Source organism: Alcaligenes sp. CHO6 (genome assembly GCF_037120595.1).
Taxonomy (GTDB): Bacteria; Pseudomonadota; Gammaproteobacteria; order Burkholderiales; family Burkholderiaceae_B; genus Alcaligenes; species Alcaligenes ammonioxydans.
Genome location: NZ_JBANCI010000001.1, coordinates 363,795 through 381,412, shown reverse-complemented (window position 1 = coordinate 381,412; position 17,618 = coordinate 363,795). Strand labels below are relative to the sequence as shown.

General features: G+C 57.0%; 15 protein-coding genes. 7 read left to right on the top strand and 8 right to left on the bottom strand.

Annotated elements, in window-relative coordinates; genetic code table 11:
• Positions 1-2 precede the first annotated feature (2 nt).
• Positions 3-560: a diaminobutyrate acetyltransferase gene (gene ectA, locus V6936_RS01745; RefSeq protein ID WP_003802869.1), complete on the bottom strand. Its 558-nt coding sequence runs from the start codon at positions 558-560 to the stop codon at positions 3-5.
• Positions 557-1,084, bottom strand: coding sequence for a MarR family winged helix-turn-helix transcriptional regulator (locus V6936_RS01740; protein WP_003802867.1), 528 nt, complete (start codon positions 1,082-1,084; stop codon positions 557-559). Before V6936_RS01740 ends, ectA begins: the two co-directional genes overlap by 4 nt.
• Before the next feature lie 426 nt (positions 1,085-1,510).
• Between V6936_RS01740 and yddG the strand changes: the two genes are divergently transcribed.
• Positions 1,511-2,479 (top strand): aromatic amino acid DMT transporter YddG, encoded by a 969-nt coding sequence (gene yddG / locus V6936_RS01735; RefSeq protein WP_059317969.1) that lies wholly within the window; start codon positions 1,511-1,513, stop codon positions 2,477-2,479.
• A gap of 107 nt (positions 2,480-2,586) precedes the next feature.
• On the opposite strand, the gene tldD is transcribed toward yddG, so the two are convergent.
• Entirely contained in the window at positions 2,587-4,047 is a 1,461-nt protein-coding gene (gene tldD / locus V6936_RS01730) for a metalloprotease TldD (protein WP_059317970.1), read from the bottom strand.
• A gap of 528 nt (positions 4,048-4,575) precedes the next feature.
• Here tldD and V6936_RS01725 point away from each other — a divergent pair.
• The gene (locus V6936_RS01725) at positions 4,576-4,920 is read left to right on the top strand and encodes an H-NS histone family protein (protein ID WP_003802861.1); all 345 of its coding nucleotides are present in this window, start codon (positions 4,576-4,578) and stop codon (positions 4,918-4,920) included.
• A 93-nt stretch (positions 4,921-5,013) separates the two neighbouring features.
• On the opposite strand, the gene V6936_RS01720 is transcribed toward V6936_RS01725, so the two are convergent.
• The gene (locus V6936_RS01720) at positions 5,014-5,664 is read right to left on the bottom strand and encodes a DUF4136 domain-containing protein (RefSeq protein WP_336579281.1); all 651 of its coding nucleotides are present in this window, start codon (positions 5,662-5,664) and stop codon (positions 5,014-5,016) included.
• A gap of 158 nt (positions 5,665-5,822) precedes the next feature.
• On the opposite strand from V6936_RS01720, the gene pepN reads away from it, so the two are divergent.
• Positions 5,823-8,501: an aminopeptidase N gene (gene pepN, locus V6936_RS01715; RefSeq protein WP_003802858.1), complete on the top strand. Its 2,679-nt coding sequence runs from the start codon at positions 5,823-5,825 to the stop codon at positions 8,499-8,501.
• Entirely contained in the window at positions 8,498-9,523 is a 1,026-nt protein-coding gene (locus V6936_RS01710) for a class 1 fructose-bisphosphatase (protein WP_003802856.1), read from the top strand. Before pepN ends, V6936_RS01710 begins: the two co-directional genes overlap by 4 nt.
• Before the next feature lie 244 nt (positions 9,524-9,767).
• On the opposite strand, the gene V6936_RS01705 is transcribed toward V6936_RS01710, so the two are convergent.
• Positions 9,768-10,754 carry a quinone oxidoreductase family protein gene (locus V6936_RS01705; RefSeq protein ID WP_039943629.1) on the bottom strand — a complete coding sequence of 329 codons (987 nt, stop codon included), beginning with the start codon at positions 10,752-10,754 and terminating at the stop codon, positions 9,768-9,770.
• Positions 10,755-10,898: 144 nt separating this feature from the next.
• Between V6936_RS01705 and V6936_RS01700 the strand changes: the two genes are divergently transcribed.
• Positions 10,899-11,759 carry a DMT family transporter gene (locus tag V6936_RS01700; protein ID WP_003802851.1) on the top strand — a complete coding sequence of 287 codons (861 nt, stop codon included), beginning with the start codon at positions 10,899-10,901 and terminating at the stop codon, positions 11,757-11,759.
• Between the two features lie 4 nt (positions 11,760-11,763).
• On the opposite strand, the gene V6936_RS01695 is transcribed toward V6936_RS01700, so the two are convergent.
• From V6936_RS01695 to V6936_RS01685, 3 genes are all read right to left on the bottom strand, one after another.
• On the bottom strand, positions 11,764-12,834 hold the full coding sequence (locus tag V6936_RS01695; RefSeq protein WP_336579279.1) for a tartrate dehydrogenase: 1,071 nt from the start codon (positions 12,832-12,834) through the stop codon (positions 11,764-11,766).
• A gap of 127 nt (positions 12,835-12,961) precedes the next feature.
• Positions 12,962-13,900, bottom strand: coding sequence for a 2-hydroxyacid dehydrogenase (locus V6936_RS01690; RefSeq protein WP_336579278.1), 939 nt, complete (start codon positions 13,898-13,900; stop codon positions 12,962-12,964).
• Entirely contained in the window at positions 13,900-15,402 is a 1,503-nt protein-coding gene (locus tag V6936_RS01685; protein WP_003802846.1) for a helicase HerA-like domain-containing protein, read from the bottom strand. Before V6936_RS01685 ends, V6936_RS01690 begins: the two co-directional genes overlap by 1 nt.
• 139 nt (positions 15,403-15,541) lie before the next feature.
• On the opposite strand from V6936_RS01685, the gene V6936_RS01680 reads away from it, so the two are divergent.
• Both V6936_RS01680 and purD read left to right on the top strand, forming a co-directional pair.
• Positions 15,542-16,273, top strand: coding sequence for a YebC/PmpR family DNA-binding transcriptional regulator (locus tag V6936_RS01680; protein ID WP_003802844.1), 732 nt, complete (start codon positions 15,542-15,544; stop codon positions 16,271-16,273).
• Positions 16,274-16,320: 47 nt separating this feature from the next.
• Positions 16,321-17,610: a phosphoribosylamine--glycine ligase gene (purD, locus tag V6936_RS01675; protein WP_336579277.1), complete on the top strand. Its 1,290-nt coding sequence runs from the start codon at positions 16,321-16,323 to the stop codon at positions 17,608-17,610.
• Positions 17,611-17,618 lie beyond the last annotated feature (8 nt).

The following is a 17,618-nucleotide window of genomic DNA, read 5'->3' as shown; positions in this document are numbered from 1 at the left end:
CCTTATCCTGAGTCCAAGGGGCCGATTCGTAATAGAGGTTCTGCCTCGTGCGCCTGCGCGGCAAACAAAGCAGTATCAAAAAATGCGTGTTCCTGCAGGGGTGCTCCCCAACGGCGCGCCATCGCTGCAAACAAGCCACGCGAGGCCAGGTTGCCGGGGCTGACTGTCGTTTCCAGAAAGCGCCAGTCACGGTCACTCAGACCTTGTCTTAAGTGTTCCAGCATGGCCTGTCCCAGACGCTGCCCACGGGCGCGCTCATGCACCGCCACTTGCCAGACAAAGAGCACATCGGGACGGTCGGGGAGAAAGTAGGCAGAGATGAAACCGTCTATTTGTTCCCCCCGCTGCGCAACAACGCAGGTCCGGGAAAAATGCTCGCTGAGCAGCAAATAGAGATATTCAGAATTCAGATCCAACGGTGGGCAGGCGGCAATCAGCTGATGGATGGCCGCCGCGTCACGCAGCACGGGCGCACGCAATACCAGCGCCGGAACAGCGGGGGCAGGCCCGGCAGCACCCACGCTGCCTGTCGCGCTGCCCGTATCCGGTCGGGCCGTCACACCACCAACCCGGATTCGGGGGGCACATCCCCTTCCGGGACCTCTAGAATAGGGGAAGCCGTCTCATCGGCCTCCAGCACGACATCCGGATCCGCATCAAGCAGGCGAACAATGCGCTCCAAGGACAGCGTCATGGTGGCTTGCTCCAGCTCAGGCAGCTCTTTGAGGGCGTCCGACAACTTCTTTTGCAACGGGGATGGTGTATCACGGGCCAAGGTCTTGCCTTCCGGTGTGGCACTGACAAATACAATGCGGCGGTCTTCCCGACCACGCTCACGCAACACCAGCTTCTTGTCTTCCAGACGATCCAGAATCCCCACTACGGTGCTGGGGCTGACGTGCATTTCGCGACTGATGGCCGTCGCCGTCAAGGGCCCCTTCTCAATAATGGTGCGCAGGCAGATCAACTGGGGCGCGGTGATATTGCTGTACGCCGACAGCTGCCGGGAATGCAGGGCAATCGAGCGCGTGATCTGGCGCAAAGCCCGCAAAATTCGTAAATCGTAATGTTGATCCGTAGTCATTTAATTAGCCAAACAAAATAATTCAGCACTATTAATTCGTGTTGAAATGATATGCGCAGAAAAGATTCAAGTCAAACCGATTTACACTCAAAATCATACGGAGCGTAAACAGAAGGTTCGACTCAAAACTCAAGAAAATGTAAGTATTCCAACTTGTCGCCCTCTCCAGGCGGGCAGACAAAATGGCCTGTTATCCTTGTCCTCGCGTCCTCACAAGGGGTACGAGCGCGCACCGCGCCTGCAGTACACTGCTACAAACGGTCCGCCCACACGGCCTGGATCGCTGTCAGCACCCATCCCTGGCGCTCAAGCTCTGCTTACAGACAGCCAGATCCGGATACAAAGCCGGCCCATTAACCCATAAGTGTCCCCAGCAAGTAAAGCCGCCTGCCGCCCAGGGCACGCTCGGCAGACATTGAAACCCGCATGAAACAATCTGATAAAGCCACCCTGATCGGGCTGATGGCCATCATCTTATGGAGCACGATTGTCGGCCTGATCCGCAGCGTCAGCGACTATCTGGGCCCTACCGGCGGCGCGGCCCTGATTTATACCTTGGCCTCCGTCTTTTTGCTTTTATCAGCTGGATGGGTGAGGCTGCGCGAATTTCCGCGCCTTTATCTGTTCTGGGGCAGCATCCTCTTTGTCTGCTATGAGCTCTGCCTGGCCCTATCGATTGCTTATGCGCATAACAGCCGGCAAGCCATTGAGGTGGGCATGGTCAATTATCTCTGGCCGACCTTCACCATCGTGGCGGCCATTTTATTCAAGCAACAGAAAGCCAATTGGCTGATCGTCCCGGGCCTGTTTTTGTCCATGTTGGGCATCAGCTGGATTCTCGGTGGTGAGCAAGGCTTGAATCCGAACAGCGTCTGGCTCAACGTGCAGGACAACCCCTTGAGCTATGGCCTGGCACTGAGCGGGGCCCTGATCTGGGCTGGCTACAGCACCATGACCGCACGCATCGCGCAGGGTAAAAATGGCATCACCTTATTTTTCATGCTGACCGCGGCCACCTTGTGGATGAACCATCTGTTTCAGGGAGCTCCTAGCCTGACAGTGTCGACACCGGCTCTGGTGTATTTGCTGTTGGCTGCCAGCGCGATGGGTTTTGGCTATGCAGCCTGGAATGTCGGCATTTTGCACGGCAATATCACCCTGCTCGCCGGTGCCTCCTACTTTATCCCGGTATTTTCGGCGGCCTTGTCCAGCCTGCTACTGCGCACGCCATTGGCGACAAGCTTCTGGCAAGGCTCAGCCATGGTGTGCTCGGGCGCCTTGCTATGCTGGCTGGCCATCCGGCTTCGCCAGCCCAAAGTGCTCAAGAACGCGCAACCTGCTGAAAAGTCGCGACGCATCTCTGCCGACGCAGCGGGGCCCCCGGGGCAACAATAACAAAGTAAAAGCGATTTGTTACGGCGCAATATAAAAACAAAAAACCGCTCCTGCTTAATTCAAGCAGAAGCGGTGCGAATAACCATTTAATTAGCTGGCAAATTAAATCAGGCGGTACCACCCACGGTCAGATTTTCCATTCGCACGGTAGGAATCCCTACCCCAACAGGGACACTTTGACCTTCTTTACCGCAGGTCCCTACCCCAGGATCGAGCTGCATATCATTGCCGATCATGCTGATTTGATTCATGGCATCCGGGCCACTGCCGATCAAGGTGGCGCCTTTGACGGGATACATCAATTTGCCGTTTTCAATGACCCAGGCCTCCGAAGCGGAAAAAACAAACTTACCGCTCGTAATATCAACCTGCCCACCACCAAAGTCCACAGCATATAAGCCTTTCTTGACCGAAGCGATGATCTCCTGAGGATCTTTATCGCCACCCAACATAAACGTGTTGGTCATGCGCGGCAAAGGCAAGCTGGCATAGGATTCACGGCGGCCATTGCCGGTAATGGCCGCACCCATCAAGCGCGCATTATGGGTATCTTGCAAATACCCTTTCAAAATACCGTCCTCGATAAGAACCGTACGTTGCGTGGCATTGCCTTCATCATCCATATTCAAGGAGCCACGACGGTTTTCCAGGGTGCCGTCGTCAATGACGGTTACCCCTTTGGACGCCACACGCTGGCCAATACGGCCCGAGAACAGGCTGCTGCCGCGACGGTTGAAGTCGCCTTCCAGACCGTGGCCCACGGCTTCGTGCAGCATGACACCAGGCCAGCCTGGGCCTAGAACCACCGTCATCTGACCGGCAGGCGCAGGCTTGGCCTCCAGATTGGTCATGGCCGAGCGCACGGCCTTGTCCACATAGGCACGCAGCATGTCGTCGGAAAAGTACGACAGATCCACCCGGCCGCCACCCGCTGCCGAACCACGTTCACGACGGCCATTTTGTTCAACAATCACCGACAGGGACAAATGCACCAGGGGACGGACATCGGCGGCCAGACGACCATCGCTGCCCGCAACCAGCACCACATCATATTCCGCCCCCAGGCTGGCCATAACTTGCACCACACGCGAATCGGCTGCCCGAGCCAAGGCGTCCAGACGCCCCAACAAAGCCACTTTTTCTGGCGCAGGCAAGCTGGCAATGGGGTCCGTTCCGGTATAAAGCGTCGCACGCTGCGAATCGGCCGGCACCAAAATCCCGCTTTTTCCCGAGCCCCCCTGACGGGCAATGGAACGCACCACGCGCGCCGAAGACAGCAAGGCCTCAGGACTTAAGGAGTCCGAATAGGCAAACGCGGTTTTCTCGCCGCTCAGCGCGCGCACACCCACGCCCTGCTCAATCGAGAAACTGCCGCTTTTCACAATGCCCTCGTCCAGGCTCCAGCCCTCGCTGCGGGTGTACTGAAAATATAAATCGGCATAGTCAGCCTGATGGGTGAAGATTTCACCCAGCGCACCGGACAGGTGGCTTTCATGCAAGCCCCAAGGCTCGAGCAACAGACCACGGGCGCATTCCAGGGCATTGATTGCCGGATCAACTAGCTTCATCGTTTATTCCTACTGACAGATCCCTGGCAAGCCCACGGCTGCAAGGGACGAAAATGGGTACCGACAGACGCACTGACATCCATTCGGTTTCCGTCCATCTGAGCATTAAAACAGAATGTGCCACCGTATGCGATGCCCACGTACTGAACCGGCTATTTTCGGGCTTTCCGACGCTGAATCGGGCAGCTCCCCTAATCGCGACACAAAACTCCAATTACGACATTTTCTGATACCTAATTAAAATTATTTTATATTTTTCTTAATTAAAAATTCAGCTATATGGTTTTTGTATAAACCCATTCAAAATCATGATAACCCCTGATTAGTTTAAATAATCACGCCCCATAGAATTGACTAATGACTATAAACAATTACAGAGACTAAACAGTTTTTTTGAATTAACGTTTATTTTTTTTCAAACCACTTATATTTTCAAGGAAATCAAAGTACACTGTTTTCGCATGATAAACATGAGCTCGTGCAGGCAGGGTTTATCAGATAACTACAAACATGAAACAGGAATCCTATATGTCAGTCGAAACTTACAGCTCCGCAAAGCAGAAGATAGAAAAAGAGATTCTGCGTCTTCAAAAGCAGATGAAATCCCTTCGAGTCAAACAGCGTCGTCCTGTCATCGCATCCATCGTCAAATCCATGCAAGATAACGAGATCACGATTGAGGAAGTCGCTGAAGCTCTGGAAAACTCTGCTCGTCGTGGTGCTGGTGCTTCCACCGGCCCCAAAACCAGCCTGCCTCCCAAATACCGTCACCCCGGCACCCAGGACACCTGGACGGGCCGTGGTCGCCCCCCACGCTGGATTATTGACGCAGAAGCCAATGGCCGCAGCCGTGAAGAGTTCCTTATCAAATAAGCTCTGGAACCAAACAAAACAAAGGGACCGTTTTCCAAACGGTCCCTTTTTTATTGTTATAAATTTTTGACTTAATCCCAGACTGCTGACGACTCAATCCCGAGGCAGTGGATAGCGGATATCAATCACCTGTCCATTATTACCAGGGAAGCGATCAAATATGGCCTGGGACAAAAATGGCATCTGCTGGGCCAGGTTGTCGGAATGGCTATAAGACACGGCCGTAGCACGATACACTTCTGTGCCCGAGTTTCGATTATCTGTAATAATTACATTTAGATAATTCTTATACACGGTAACCGGAACGTTCACGACATTCGGCGAATAAAAGAACCCGCCTGCCCAACCATCATTTGGCGCATAATAGCCACGTCCCATTCCCCACCCGGTTGGGCCATAAAAACTATCGGCAAATTGCGGCACCCAGCTTTGTTCCTGAGGATTGCCATAATCCATTTTCACCACAAAGCGCGCTGACTTCAGGTTCGGGGCCTCCACCAGCCCGGTCACGCCAATCGAGGCGCGTACCGAATCGGCAAAAGACTGGTACTCCAGATTATTGCCATCGCCTGGCACAGGCTGAATGTAATAGGTCTCTCCACTGGCGTTCGCGGGCCACTGTTGATAGCGTGTCAATTTGGCAGACCAACTAGGCGCAGCGCACGCCGTGGTCAAGGCGGCAAACGCCAGACTCAGCAGACGCAGGGCGCGCCAGGAAAATACTTCAGAAAGTAAGCTCATCATTTCACCCCTGCTTGTTTTCACTTACACGTTCAAGCCATTTGAGCACAGCGCCAAGGCGCCGACGAGCATTTAGTTTACTGCCTGTTTCCCCCCTCCAGTGTGGGCGTTCAAACAACATTACAATAGACCATCTTTTTCGATTGTCGGACCAGGATTACATGCGCACAGACACCTTACCCACGATCTCCCGCCACGATTACCAGCCCTACCCCTATCAGATAGATCAGGTTCGGCTGGAGTTTGACTTGGCGGCCGAGCAAACCCTGGTTCGGCTGGCTTTTCGAGCCCGCAGCCGGGACGGCCAGATTCAACCTCTGGTACTGGATGGCGAGGACATTGAACTGCTGGAAGTCAGTCTTGACGGCAACTTGGTGTCCCCTCAGGATTACCTGCTCAATGATCAGGGCCTGACCCTGTCGCCCCCAGCAGCAGAGTTTGATCTGGTCCTGGTCAGCCGTTGTCGCCCGCAAGAAAACACCATGCTGATGGGCCTGTATGTGTCGGGCAACAGCCTGTTTACCCAATGTGAAGCCCAGGGCTTTCGACGCATCACCTTCTTTCCCGATCGCCCTGATGTGATGTCCCGTTATGAAGTGGTACTGCGCGGCGATGCCACGCTCTACCCCTATTTGCTCTCCAATGGCAATTTGCTTGAAAGCACCACCTTGGACGATGGCCGTAAGCAGGCAGTATGGGAAGACCCCTTTCCCAAGCCCTCTTATTTATTTGCCCTGGTCGCCGGCGACTTTGATGTACGCGAGCGCGAAATCAAAAAAGCCAATGGCCAGCCTGCCCTGTTGCAGGTTTATTGCGATCGTGGAGACGGCGATAAAACAGAATGGGCCATGCAATGCCTGGAGCACTCAGTACGATGGGATGAGCAACGCTTTGGCCTGGCGCTGGATCTGGACCGTTTCATGATCGTGGCCGCCCGCGACTTCAATATGGGCGCCATGGAAAACAAAGGCCTGAACATCTTTAATTCCGCCTATGTGCTGGCCGATGCCGAAAGTACAACTGATGCATCCTTCCACGCCGTGGAGGCCGTCATTGGTCACGAGTATTTTCACAACTGGACCGGCAACCGCGTTACCTGCCGCGACTGGTTCCAGCTCTCCTTGAAAGAAGGCCTGACGGTTTTCCGTGACCAGGAATTTTCCGCCGACATGCTGGCTCAAGGCCTGGACGGCGCCCAAGCGGCCAGCGCCCGCGCTGTCAAACGGATTGATGATGTCAGTGTGCTGCGTGCTGCTCAGTTCCCCGAGGATGCCGGCCCGATGGCCCACCCCATCCGACCCGAGAGCTATCAGGAAATCAGCAACTTCTACACGGCCACGATTTACGAGAAAGGCGCTGAAGTCATTCGTATGCAGCACACGCTGCTGGGCGAGGACAATTTCCAGGCGGGCATTCGGGAGTACTTCAAACGCCATGATGGGCAGGCCGTCACCTGCGATGAGTTCGTGGACTGCATGGACAGCGTCTATCGTCAGGTCAAGCCAGGCCAAAGCCTGGATCAGTTCCGCCGCTGGTATCAGCAGGCAGGCACACCCCGCGTGCAGGTCAGCCTGACTCATGACGCAGCCAAACAGACTGCCACGCTGACTCTGCGCCAAAGCAATGCCCCCGCCGGGATCGAGGACAAGGCCGCGGTCAAACCGCCCTTGCACATCCCTTTTGCCCTGGGAATGCTCGATCAGCACGGCCAGCCGCTCAGCCTGCACCTGGATGGGCAAAAGGGCGAAACGCTGGTCCTGGACTTTACCGAGGCCGAGCAAAGCTGGACCTTTACGCACATCCCTGAAGCACCGGTCCTGTCCTTGCTGCGCAACTTCTCGGCTCCAGTCAAGGTGGACTATTACCGTCCGGACGCCGAACTGGCCTTGCTGGCCCGTCACGACACCGACCCCTTTGCCCGCTGGGAAGCAGCTCAGTTGCTGGCAACCCGCCTGATTCTGTCCTCAGCATCCGGACGCACTCCTTCGGCGGCACAACAGGCCACCGTGGTGCAGACCTGGCACGCTCTGGTGCAAGATCCTGCGCTGAGCCCGGCCTACAAGGCCCGCATTCTGTCCCTGCCCAGCGAGCGCGAACTGCTGGAACAGACCCAGCCCATGACCCCGCGCGCAATCGTTCAGGCCCGCCGTCAACTACAACGCGAACTGGGACTGGCCCTGACGCCCTACTGGCAAGAGCTCTATCAGTTCCTGAGCCTGGAGCAAGCTCCCTACAGCCCCGACGCGCTGCAAGCCGGTCAGCGCTCCTTGCGCAATCTTGCCTTGAATTATTTACTGGTCGCGGGAGTGAGCACTGGCCCGCAACTGGCGCGCAACCAGTACGATCAGGCGACCAACATGACTGATCGTCTGGGCGCGCTCAGCGCCCTGGTGAACTATGGCGACCCAGAAGATCGCCAGGACGGCCTGGACGACTTTTTCCAGCGCTGGCAGGACAATCCTCTGGTGTTGGATCGCTGGTTCAGCCTGCAAGCTACCGCCCCAAGCACTCAGGTCGCCCAGGTACGGGCTCTGATGTTGCATCCAGCTTTCTCGATGCGCAATCCCAACCGCGCACGCTCGCTGATTTTTCAGTTCTGCATGAATAATATGCAGGCCATACATACCCCGGAAGGCTATGCCTTCTGGGCTGAACAAGTGATTGCTCTGGATAAGCTCAACCCGGAAATCTCTGCCCGTCTGGCTCGGGTCTTTGATAACTGGGCCCGCTTTGAACCCCAAGCCCGCGACCCGCTCAAAGCAGCGCTGGAGCGCATTCAGGCTGAGCCCGGCCTGTCGGGCAATGTGGCTGAAATCGTAAATAAAGCATTAACTCTTTGACCTCGGAGTCTGTCTTGAAGAAAAACCTTACTCAGTATCTGGTAGAGCAACAACGCCAGAAAAAAACGGTCACCGCCGATGTGCGCCTGCTGCTCGAGACCGTCGCTCGCGCCTGCAAGGCCATCGGTCATGCCGTCAGCAAAGGAGCGCTGGGCGGCGTTCTGGGCTCTCTGGACTCCGAGAACGTCCAGGGCGAGGTGCAGAAGAAACTGGATGTACTGTCCAATGAAATCCTGCTGGAAGCCAATGAATGGGGCGGCAACCTGGCGGCCATGGCCTCCGAGGAAATGGACACCCTGCACCGCATTCCCGACTACTACCCCAAGGGCGAAAACCTGCTCTTGTTCGATCCGCTGGATGGCTCGTCCAACATCGACGTGAACGTCTCCATTGGCACCATTTTCTCGGTGCTGAGCGTACCGCCCGAAGCACGTGACCGCGTGATCGAAGAGCAGGACTTCCTGCAACCCGGCGTGCGTCAGGTGGCCGCCGGTTATGCTATTTACGGCCCACAAACCATGCTGGTGCTGACGGTAGGTGATGGCGTGGCCGCCTTCACGCTGGACAAGGAAATGGGCTCCTGGGTGCTGACCACCGAGCGCATCACCATCCCTGAGGACACCTCGGAATTTGCCATCAACATGTCCAATATGCGTCACTGGGAAGCCCCGGTAAAACGCTATATCGACGACTGCCTGGCGGGTCCCGAAGGCCCGCTGGGCAAGAACTACAATATGCGCTGGATTGCCTCCATGGTGGCAGACGTCCATCGTATCCTGACCCGCGGTGGCATCTTCATGTACCCACGCGATGCGCGCGCCTCCGGTCGCAAAGGCAAGCTGCGTTTGATGTACGAAGCCAATCCCATGAGCTTCCTGGTCGAGCAGGCCGGTGGCATGTCGATTGACGGCACCCAGCGCATTCTGGACGTACAGCCTACCGAACTGCACCAGCGTATTGGTGTGATTCTGGGTTCACGCAACGAAGTCGAGCGCGTGCGTCAGTATCACGAGCAAGGCTGATTCCAGACCGATGAGTATCGGCAGCCACCTCGCTGCCAGATGACAATGGCCTCCTTAGCGGAGGCCATTTTTTTTTTAGCGCTTCTTATACGACAAGGCTGTCGGGTTTACAGCAAGACAGGGCGGTCAAGCTGCCTTGTGCCCTCGCGGCAAGCAGAATAAAGCCGATACAAAACGAGGCTGTGCACCTGAAAACCCGGACGGCTTGTCTTAACGCGACCACGCACTACAATCCTGGCCCGCGTCAATCCAGGGTCAAGACCGTGGAACCGGTCGTGCGGCGTCCCGCCAGGGCTTCATGAGCCTGAGCCACCTGATCCAGCGGGAAGCGCTGACCAATCAATGGCTTGATCTTGCCTTGCAGTACCAGCTCGAACATCTCATCGGCAGCAGCCTGCATGGTTTCCTGTGTCGGCACATAAGCACCCAGCACAGGGCGAGTCACATACAGGGAGCCCTTGGATGCCAGCGTCGCCAGATTCACGCCTGTCACCGGGCCGGAGGCATTGCCAAAACTGACCATCAAGCCGCGTGGCTGCAAGCAGTCCAGCGAGCGCTCCCAGGTATCCTTGCCCACGCCGTCATACACAACAGGTACTTTCTGGCCATTGGTCAATTCCAGTACGCGCTGCACCACGTCTTCGTGGGAATAATCAATCACTTCCCAAGCGCCATTTTCTTTCGCCAAAGCGGCTTTCTCGGGACTGGAAACCGTACCAATCAACTTCACGCCCAAGGCACGCGCCCACTGGCAGGCGTACAAACCGACGCCACCGGCCGCCGCATGAAACAGAATCGTCTGGCCTTCGTGCACGCGATAGGTCTGGCGCAGCAAATACCAGCAGGTCAGACCTTTCAGCATCATGGCTGCAGCCTGCTCAAACGTGATTCCATCAGGAATACGCACGACTCGATCGGCAGGCACGTTACGTGCCTCGGCATACGCTCCCAAGGGGCTTTGACCGTAAGCAACACGATCGCCCACTTTCAGGTGCGTCACCCCCTCCCCGACCGCCTCAACAATGCCGGAGGCCTCAAAACCCAAGCCATGTGGCAACGGGCTGCTATAGAGACCATTACGGAAATAAATATCGATAAAGTTCAAACCCACCGCCTTTTGGCGTATGGTGACTTCCTTTTCCTGCGGGGCAGGCAAGGCTACCGAAGCCCACTGCAATACTTCAGGGCCGCCATTACGTTCAATCCGTATCGCCTTGACCATCTGGGTCATTGTTTTACTCCTTTGATGAGGGGCCCTTGGCAATGTCTTAGAATAATGCCTTGCACCGATTGCCTGCCCCGCTCGCCCTATCACTGGCTGACATAAAACACCAGAATAGCCTAAATTGACTTCTTTTTTCTGGGATCGCTTTCCATGACGCATGGACGTGCCCTGGCTGCCATACATGTGGCGGCCATTCTGTTCGGACTGACCGGTATTTTTGGTGAACTGATCCAGGTCGGCGCCATGCTGATTACCGCAGGCCGAGCCAGCTTTGCGGTTCTGGCCTTGTTTATCAGCATCCGCTCACAAGGGCGCGGTTTGGGTCAGGGCATGAAAGCAGCGGACTTTCGTACCTTGCTCCTGGCCTCCATCATGCTGGCCATTCACTGGGCCACTTTTTTTGTGGCCGTCAAAGTGGGCGGTGTGGCCATTGCCACCCTAGGCTTTGCCAGCTTCCCCGCTTTCATTACCTTGTGTGAATGGGCCGTGCTGCGCGAGCGCGTTACCGTATCGGAATGGGTCATTCTGGCCCTGGTCACCTTTGGTTTGTTGCTGGTGACCCCATCTTTCGACTTCCAGGACCAATCCACTATTGGCCTGGCCTGGGCGGTTGCCTCGGGCTTTACCTTTGCCATGTTCACCTTGATTAACCGCCGTGCGGCCAAGCACCTGTCGGCACAACAAGTGGCCTGGTGGGAAAACCTGTTTGTCGCCCTGATGTGCTGGCCTTTTGCCATACCGCTGCTGGGCGACAGCACGCTGGTGGACTGGGTATGGATTGCACTGCTGGGGGTGTTTTGTACGGCCTTGTCGCACTACCTGCTGGTCTCTGCGCTCACCGTGCTGAATGCCCGCAGCGCCGGGATTGTGATCGCCCTGGAGCCTGTCTATGCCATCGCCTTTGCGGCACTGCTTTTTGCTCAATACCCCAGCAGCCGTGCGCTGCTGGGCGGTGCCATCATGATTGGCGCCATCACTTGGGCAGGCTTGCGTCCACCCAAGTCCCGCTAATGGGCTAGGCCATCGCCTCCAGAACCTGGGCAATGGCGGCACCGACTTCTGCGGTGCTGGCCTGCCCACCCAGATCCGGCGTACGTGGGCCATTGGCCAGAACCTGCTCGATGGCTTGCACCACTTCGGCGGCTGCCTGGGGGTAGCCCAGGAAATCCAGCATCAAGGCACCACTCCAGATCTGACCGACCGGGTTGGCAATGCCTTTGCCGTAGATATCCGGTGCCGAGCCGTGTACGGGCTCAAACAAGGATGGGAACACGCGCTCGGGATTCAGGTTGGCCGACGGCGCAATGCCAATGGTGCCGGTACATGCCGGGCCCAGATCGGACAAGATGTCGCCAAACAGGTTGGAAGCCACCACCACATCAAACCAGTCCGGGTGCTGCACAAAGTGCGCACACAGAATATCGATGTGATACTTGTCCCACTTCACGTCAGGGTAGTGCTCGCCCATGGCGGCCACGCGCGAATCCCACCACGGCATGGAGATCGAAATACCGTTGGATTTGGTCGCCGCAGTAACGTGTTTACCGCGTTTTTTTGCCAGTTCAAAAGCGAACTTCAAGACACGGTCTGTACCGGTACGGGTAAACACACTTTCCTGAATCACCACCTCGCGCTGCGTGCCTTCAAACATGATGCCGCCGCTATTGGAGTACTCGCCTTCGGTATTCTCGCGCACGATAAAGAAATCAATATCGCCAGGCTCACGACCTGCCAGCGGCGAACGCACGCCGGGCATCAAGCGCACCGGGCGCAAGTTGATGTACTGGTCAAATTCACGACGGAACTTGAACAGGGACTCCCACAGGGAAACATGATCCGGCACCAGATCGGGCCACCCCATTGCGCCAAAGAAAATGGCCTCGGTATCCATTAGTTGGGCTTTCCAGTCCGAGGGCATCATGACACCATGCTTCTGGTAATAGTCCGAGCTCCAGTCCAGCACCTTCCAATCAAAACTGATGGCGTGACGACGAGCGACCACCTCCAAAATACGCAGCCCTTCTGGCATGACTTCCTTGCCGATCCCATCTCCCGCGATCACGGCAATACGATGAACGTTACTCATTCCTCTTTCCTTGTGGTTTTACATGGCCGCAACGGCCTTATTCTGACAAGATGCTGCCCCGCTCAGGAAACAGCAAGCGGCCTGCCCGCGTCCCCGGTGCTGGCAGGCTGACCGAAACTGAAAATGCTTAATACCCCAGCGTGTGATCGACTTGCCCTGAAGCAGGCTTGCCTTGCTGCAACAGCACGATACGCGAGCCGATCTGCTCCAAGGCCAGGTCACGCACGGTGATGCCCGAGATATGCGGCGTAACCATCACAGAGGCAATACCCCAGTAGGGATGATCAGCCGGCAAGGGCTCCTGGGTAAACGCATCGAGCAAGGCGCCAGACAAATGGCCACTTTGAAGTGCTTCCACCACGTCAACATCCACCAGATGCCCACCACGAGCCACATTGATCAAAAAGCCGCCCGGCTGCAGATGCGACAGAAGCTCGCGATTGATCAGACCTTCGGTTTGCGCAGTCAAGGGCAACGCATTGACCAGAATACGACTGGCCGAGACACAGTCTTTCAGCCCCTGATCACCGGCATAGCAAGGGAAATCCGCTTCACGCAGCCGACGGGACCAACCCTGTACGGGATAACCCAGACTGGCGATCACCTGGGCTATCTTGCTGCCAATCGCCCCCAATCCCAGCACCGCGACCGGCCACTGGCGACGATCAATCGGGCGATACGCCTTCCACGTACCCTTTCGCGCTTGCTCCTCATAAGGCGTGAAACGACCCACAGCACGCAAAACACCGTACAAGGCATATTCCGCCATTTGCTCGGCCATGCCAGCATCTTCAAGGCGATATAAGGGCATGCCAGCCGGAATAGAACCGGCCACTGCGTCCACGCCCGCGCCCAGATTAAACGTAGCGCGTAAGTCGGGCTCCTGCTGAAACAGGATCGGGTCCGGTTGCCACACCACGGCGTAAGTCGCACCCGTGCTGGGCTGTCCGGGGACGAACTCATCAACCTTCCAATCGGGATAGGCGTTGCGAAACTCCTGCGCCCACCGAGCGGTTTCAGTTGACCGCGCCGTAGCGATGATCAAATGAGGCTGTGATACTGGCATTAACGCTTCCCCCCGAACAAAGATCCCAACACCCCACGCAGCACTTTGGTCGCGGCCCGTTTGGTTTCCGTTTTGATCATGCTCTGCACCAAACCATCCTTTTTGCCACCTCGTGGCCCGGTTGATCCAAACAGAAAATCATTGACCACACCCATCAGCCCTTCGTCCTTGACTGCTGGGCCACCGGCTTGTGTTGCTCCAGCCGCCCCATTGGCAGCCGCATCCGCCGCCTTTTTCGCCAGCACCTCGTACGCCGATTCCCGGTCAATGGCCTGGTCATACTTCAAGCCGAGCAAGGAGGCCTGACGCACCATCTGTCGTTCAGCCTCCGTAGCCGGGCCAATCCGACTGCCCGGCGCCACCAGCCAGGCGCGCTCGGTAGGCGTGGGAATACCCTTGGCATCGAGCATGGATACCAGCGCCTCGCCCACACCCAGCTCGGTAATGGCCGCCTCAATGTCCAGGCCGGGATTGGGACGCATGGTTTGCGCCGCCGTTTTGACCGCCTTCTGATCGCGTGGGGTAAAAGCGCGCAAAGCATGTTGAACCCGATTGCCCAGTTGACCCAATACCGTGTCGGGAATATCCAGCGGGTTTTGCGTCACGAAATAAATACCTACCCCTTTGGAGCGGATCAGGCGCACCACCTGCTCGACTTTCTCCAGCAAGGCCTTTGGCGCGCCGGTAAACAATAAGTGGGCTTCATCAAAAAAGAACACCAGACGAGGCTTGTCCAGATCCCCCACCTCCGGCAGGCGCTCGTACAAATCAGCCAGCATCCAGAGCAGAAACACCGCGTACAAGCGCGGCGACTGCATCAGCTTGTCGGCAGCCAGTACATTGATCATGCCGCGCCCGGAGGCATCGGTACGAATCCAGTCCATGACATCCAGAGCAGGTTCGCCAAAGAAACGATCCGCCCCCTGGGTTTCCAGACGCAGCAAGGCGCGCTGGATGGCTCCGACACTGGCCGCGGCAATATTGCCGTACTGGCTGCGCAGTTGGGCCGCACGATCCGACACATCCTGCAGCAAAGCCCGCAAATCTTTCAAATCCAGAATCAGTTGCCCCTCGTCGTCGGCCACACGAAACACGATATTCAGAATGCCTTCCTGGGTATCGTTCAATTCCAGAATCCGGGAGAGCAGTAACGGCCCCATGTCGGAGATCGTGGCGCGAACCGGATGGCCCTGCTCGCCAAAGATGTCCCAGAAGGTGACCGGGTTTGCCCCCCAGACCGGCTCTGGCAGGCCCAGCCGCTGCAGGCGCTCCTGCAGTTTGGGGTTGGCTTGTGCTGCCTGGGATATGCCGCTCAGGTCGCCTTTGGCATCGGCCAGGAAAACGGGCGTTCCCAGCCGGGAGAAGGCTTCGGCCAACACTTGCAAGGTGACGGTCTTGCCGGTCCCGGTGGCGCCCGTAATGCAACCGTGACGGTTGGCCAGCGCAGGCAGCAGATAGACGGGAGTATGGCTGTTTTGAGCAAGCAAAATCGGATCGGCCATGATTGTTTGTTCTCTTCCAGATAGAATGCCAAGTGCCTAGATTCTAGCGACTTTCACCCAAGCTCGGGCCTTGTCGCCCAGACAGGTTAAAATAGATCTGTTTTTCTTTGAACGTAGTCTACTGAATTGGTAATACTTTATGGCCGGACATAGTAAATGGGCGAATATTCAGCACCGTAAGGGTCGTCAGGACGCAAAACGGGGCAAACTTTGGACCAAGATCATTCGTGAGGTCACCGTGGCCGCACGTACCGGCGGCCCTGACCCCGAGTCCAACCCACGTTTGCGCATGGCCTGGGACAAGGCAACCGCAGCCAATATGCCCAAAGACAATATCCTGCGTGCCATCCAGCGCGGCGCAGGCGGCGCGGATGATGCCAACTACGAAGAAATTCGCTACGAGGGCTATGGCATTAACGGTGCTGCCGTGATCGTGGACTGCATGACCGACAATCGTCAGCGCACCGTCTCGGATGTGCGTCACGCCTTTACCAAAAATGGCGGCAATCTGGGTCTGGACGGCTCGGTGGTGTTTCAATTCCGCCACTGCGGCCAGTTCCTGTTCGCCCCGGGCACCTCGGAGGACACCATCATGGAAATCGGCCTGGAGGCCGGTGCCGACGATATCGTCACGGACGAAGAGGGCCTGATTGAAGTGCTGTGCGCTCCCTCGGACTACCCGGCTGTGCAGGCTGCCTTTCAGGCCGCGGGCCTGACGCCTGAGGTCGAAGGCGTGGTCATGAAGGCGCTGAATGAAACCGAACTGAGCGGCGAGGACGCCGCCAAAATGCAAAAACTTCTGGACGCACTGGAAGGCCTGGACGATGTTCAAGAGGTCTACACCACCGCCGTCATGGACGAAGCCGAATAAGCCATTTCTGTAACCTCCTCTTTGCGGGCCCTGCCCGACTCATCACTATGAAGCTACTTGTTGTCGGCAGCGGCGGCCGTGAACACGCCTTGGCATGGCGCCTGGCCCAATCTGCACGTGTGCAGACTGTCTACGTTGCCCCTGGCAATGGCGGCACTGCGCGTGCCGAACGTATTGAAAACCTGGCCATCACCGATATCCAGGAACTGATTGCCTTTGTGAAGCTAGAGAAAATTGCCTTCACCGTCGTCGGCCCGGAGGCCCCGCTGGCAGCCGGTATCGTGGACGCTTTCCGGGCGGCCGGCCTGAAGATCTTCGGCCCCACCCAGGCAGCAGCCCAGTTGGAAAGTTCCAAAGACTACGCCAAGGCCTTTATGGTGCGTCACAACATTCCAACGGCGGCCTACGCCACCTTTACCGACCCCGAGGCGGCCAAGGATTACATCCGCCAGCAAGGCGCTCCGATTGTGGTCAAGGCCGATGGCTTGGCCGCCGGCAAGGGCGTAATCGTGGCCACCACGCTGGAAGAAGCGCTGGGTGCGATTGACGACATCCTCGGTGATGGCCGCTTTGGTGCTGCCGGTGCCCGCGTCGTGGTGGAAGAATGCCTGACCGGCGAGGAAGCCAGCTTCATCGTGATGTGTGACGGTAAAAATGTGCTGCCCATGGCGACCAGCCAGGACCACAAGCGTTTGAAAGATGGCGACCAAGGCCCCAACACCGGCGGGATGGGCGCGTACTCGCCTGCGCCTATCGTCAGCCCCACGCTGCACAACCGCATCATGCGCGAAGTCATTCACCCCACCATGCAGGGAATGGCTAAGGAAGGCCTGCCCTACTCCGGCTTCCTGTATGCCGGCGTCATGATTGGCGATGGCCCGGATGCCACCCGTCCCATCAAGGTACTGGAATTCAACTGCCGCATGGGCGATCCTGAAACCCAGCCCATCATGATGCGCATCAAGAGCGATCTGACCGAAACCTTCGAGCTGGCTCTGGCCGGCAAGCTGGACGAAGCCACGATTGAATGGGATCGTCGTACTGCTATTGGTGTGGTTCTGGCCGCGGCCAACTACCCCGAAGAACCCCGCACGGGCGATGTCATCACCCAGTTTGCCAACGATACCGACGAGTGCATCACTTTCCACGCTGGCACCCAGATGAAGGACGGCGTCGTGGTGACCACGGGCGGCCGTGTGCTCTGCGTGACCGCAATGGCCGATTCCATCCGTCGTGCCCAGGAAGCAGCCTACCAGGCCATTTCCCAGACTCATTTTGACGGCAAACAATTTCGCACCGATATTGGCTGGCGCGCCCTGCCCAGCAGCGAAACCTGATTTACGCA

Coding starts and splice junctions, on each gene's coding strand:
- V6936_RS01740 (WP_003802867.1), bottom strand. CDS start 1,084: ATGACTACGGATCAACATTACGATTTACGAATTTTGCGGGCTTTGCGC.
- yddG (WP_059317969.1), top strand. CDS start 1,511: ATGAAACAATCTGATAAAGCCACCCTGATCGGGCTGATGGCCATCATC.
- tldD (WP_059317970.1), bottom strand. CDS start 4,047: ATGAAGCTAGTTGATCCGGCAATCAATGCCCTGGAATGCGCCCGTGGT.
- V6936_RS01725 (WP_003802861.1), top strand. CDS start 4,576: ATGTCAGTCGAAACTTACAGCTCCGCAAAGCAGAAGATAGAAAAAGAG.
- V6936_RS01720 (WP_336579281.1), bottom strand. CDS start 5,664: ATGATGAGCTTACTTTCTGAAGTATTTTCCTGGCGCGCCCTGCGTCTG.
- pepN (WP_003802858.1), top strand. CDS start 5,823: ATGCGCACAGACACCTTACCCACGATCTCCCGCCACGATTACCAGCCC.
- V6936_RS01705 (WP_039943629.1), bottom strand. CDS start 10,754: ATGACCCAGATGGTCAAGGCGATACGGATTGAACGTAATGGCGGCCCT.
- V6936_RS01700 (WP_003802851.1), top strand. CDS start 10,899: ATGACGCATGGACGTGCCCTGGCTGCCATACATGTGGCGGCCATTCTG.
- V6936_RS01695 (WP_336579279.1), bottom strand. CDS start 12,834: ATGAGTAACGTTCATCGTATTGCCGTGATCGCGGGAGATGGGATCGGC.
- V6936_RS01690 (WP_336579278.1), bottom strand. CDS start 13,900: ATGCCAGTATCACAGCCTCATTTGATCATCGCTACGGCGCGGTCAACT.
- V6936_RS01685 (WP_003802846.1), bottom strand. CDS start 15,402: ATGGCCGATCCGATTTTGCTTGCTCAAAACAGCCATACTCCCGTCTAT.
- V6936_RS01680 (WP_003802844.1), top strand. CDS start 15,542: ATGGCCGGACATAGTAAATGGGCGAATATTCAGCACCGTAAGGGTCGT.
- purD (WP_336579277.1), top strand. CDS start 16,321: ATGAAGCTACTTGTTGTCGGCAGCGGCGGCCGTGAACACGCCTTGGCA.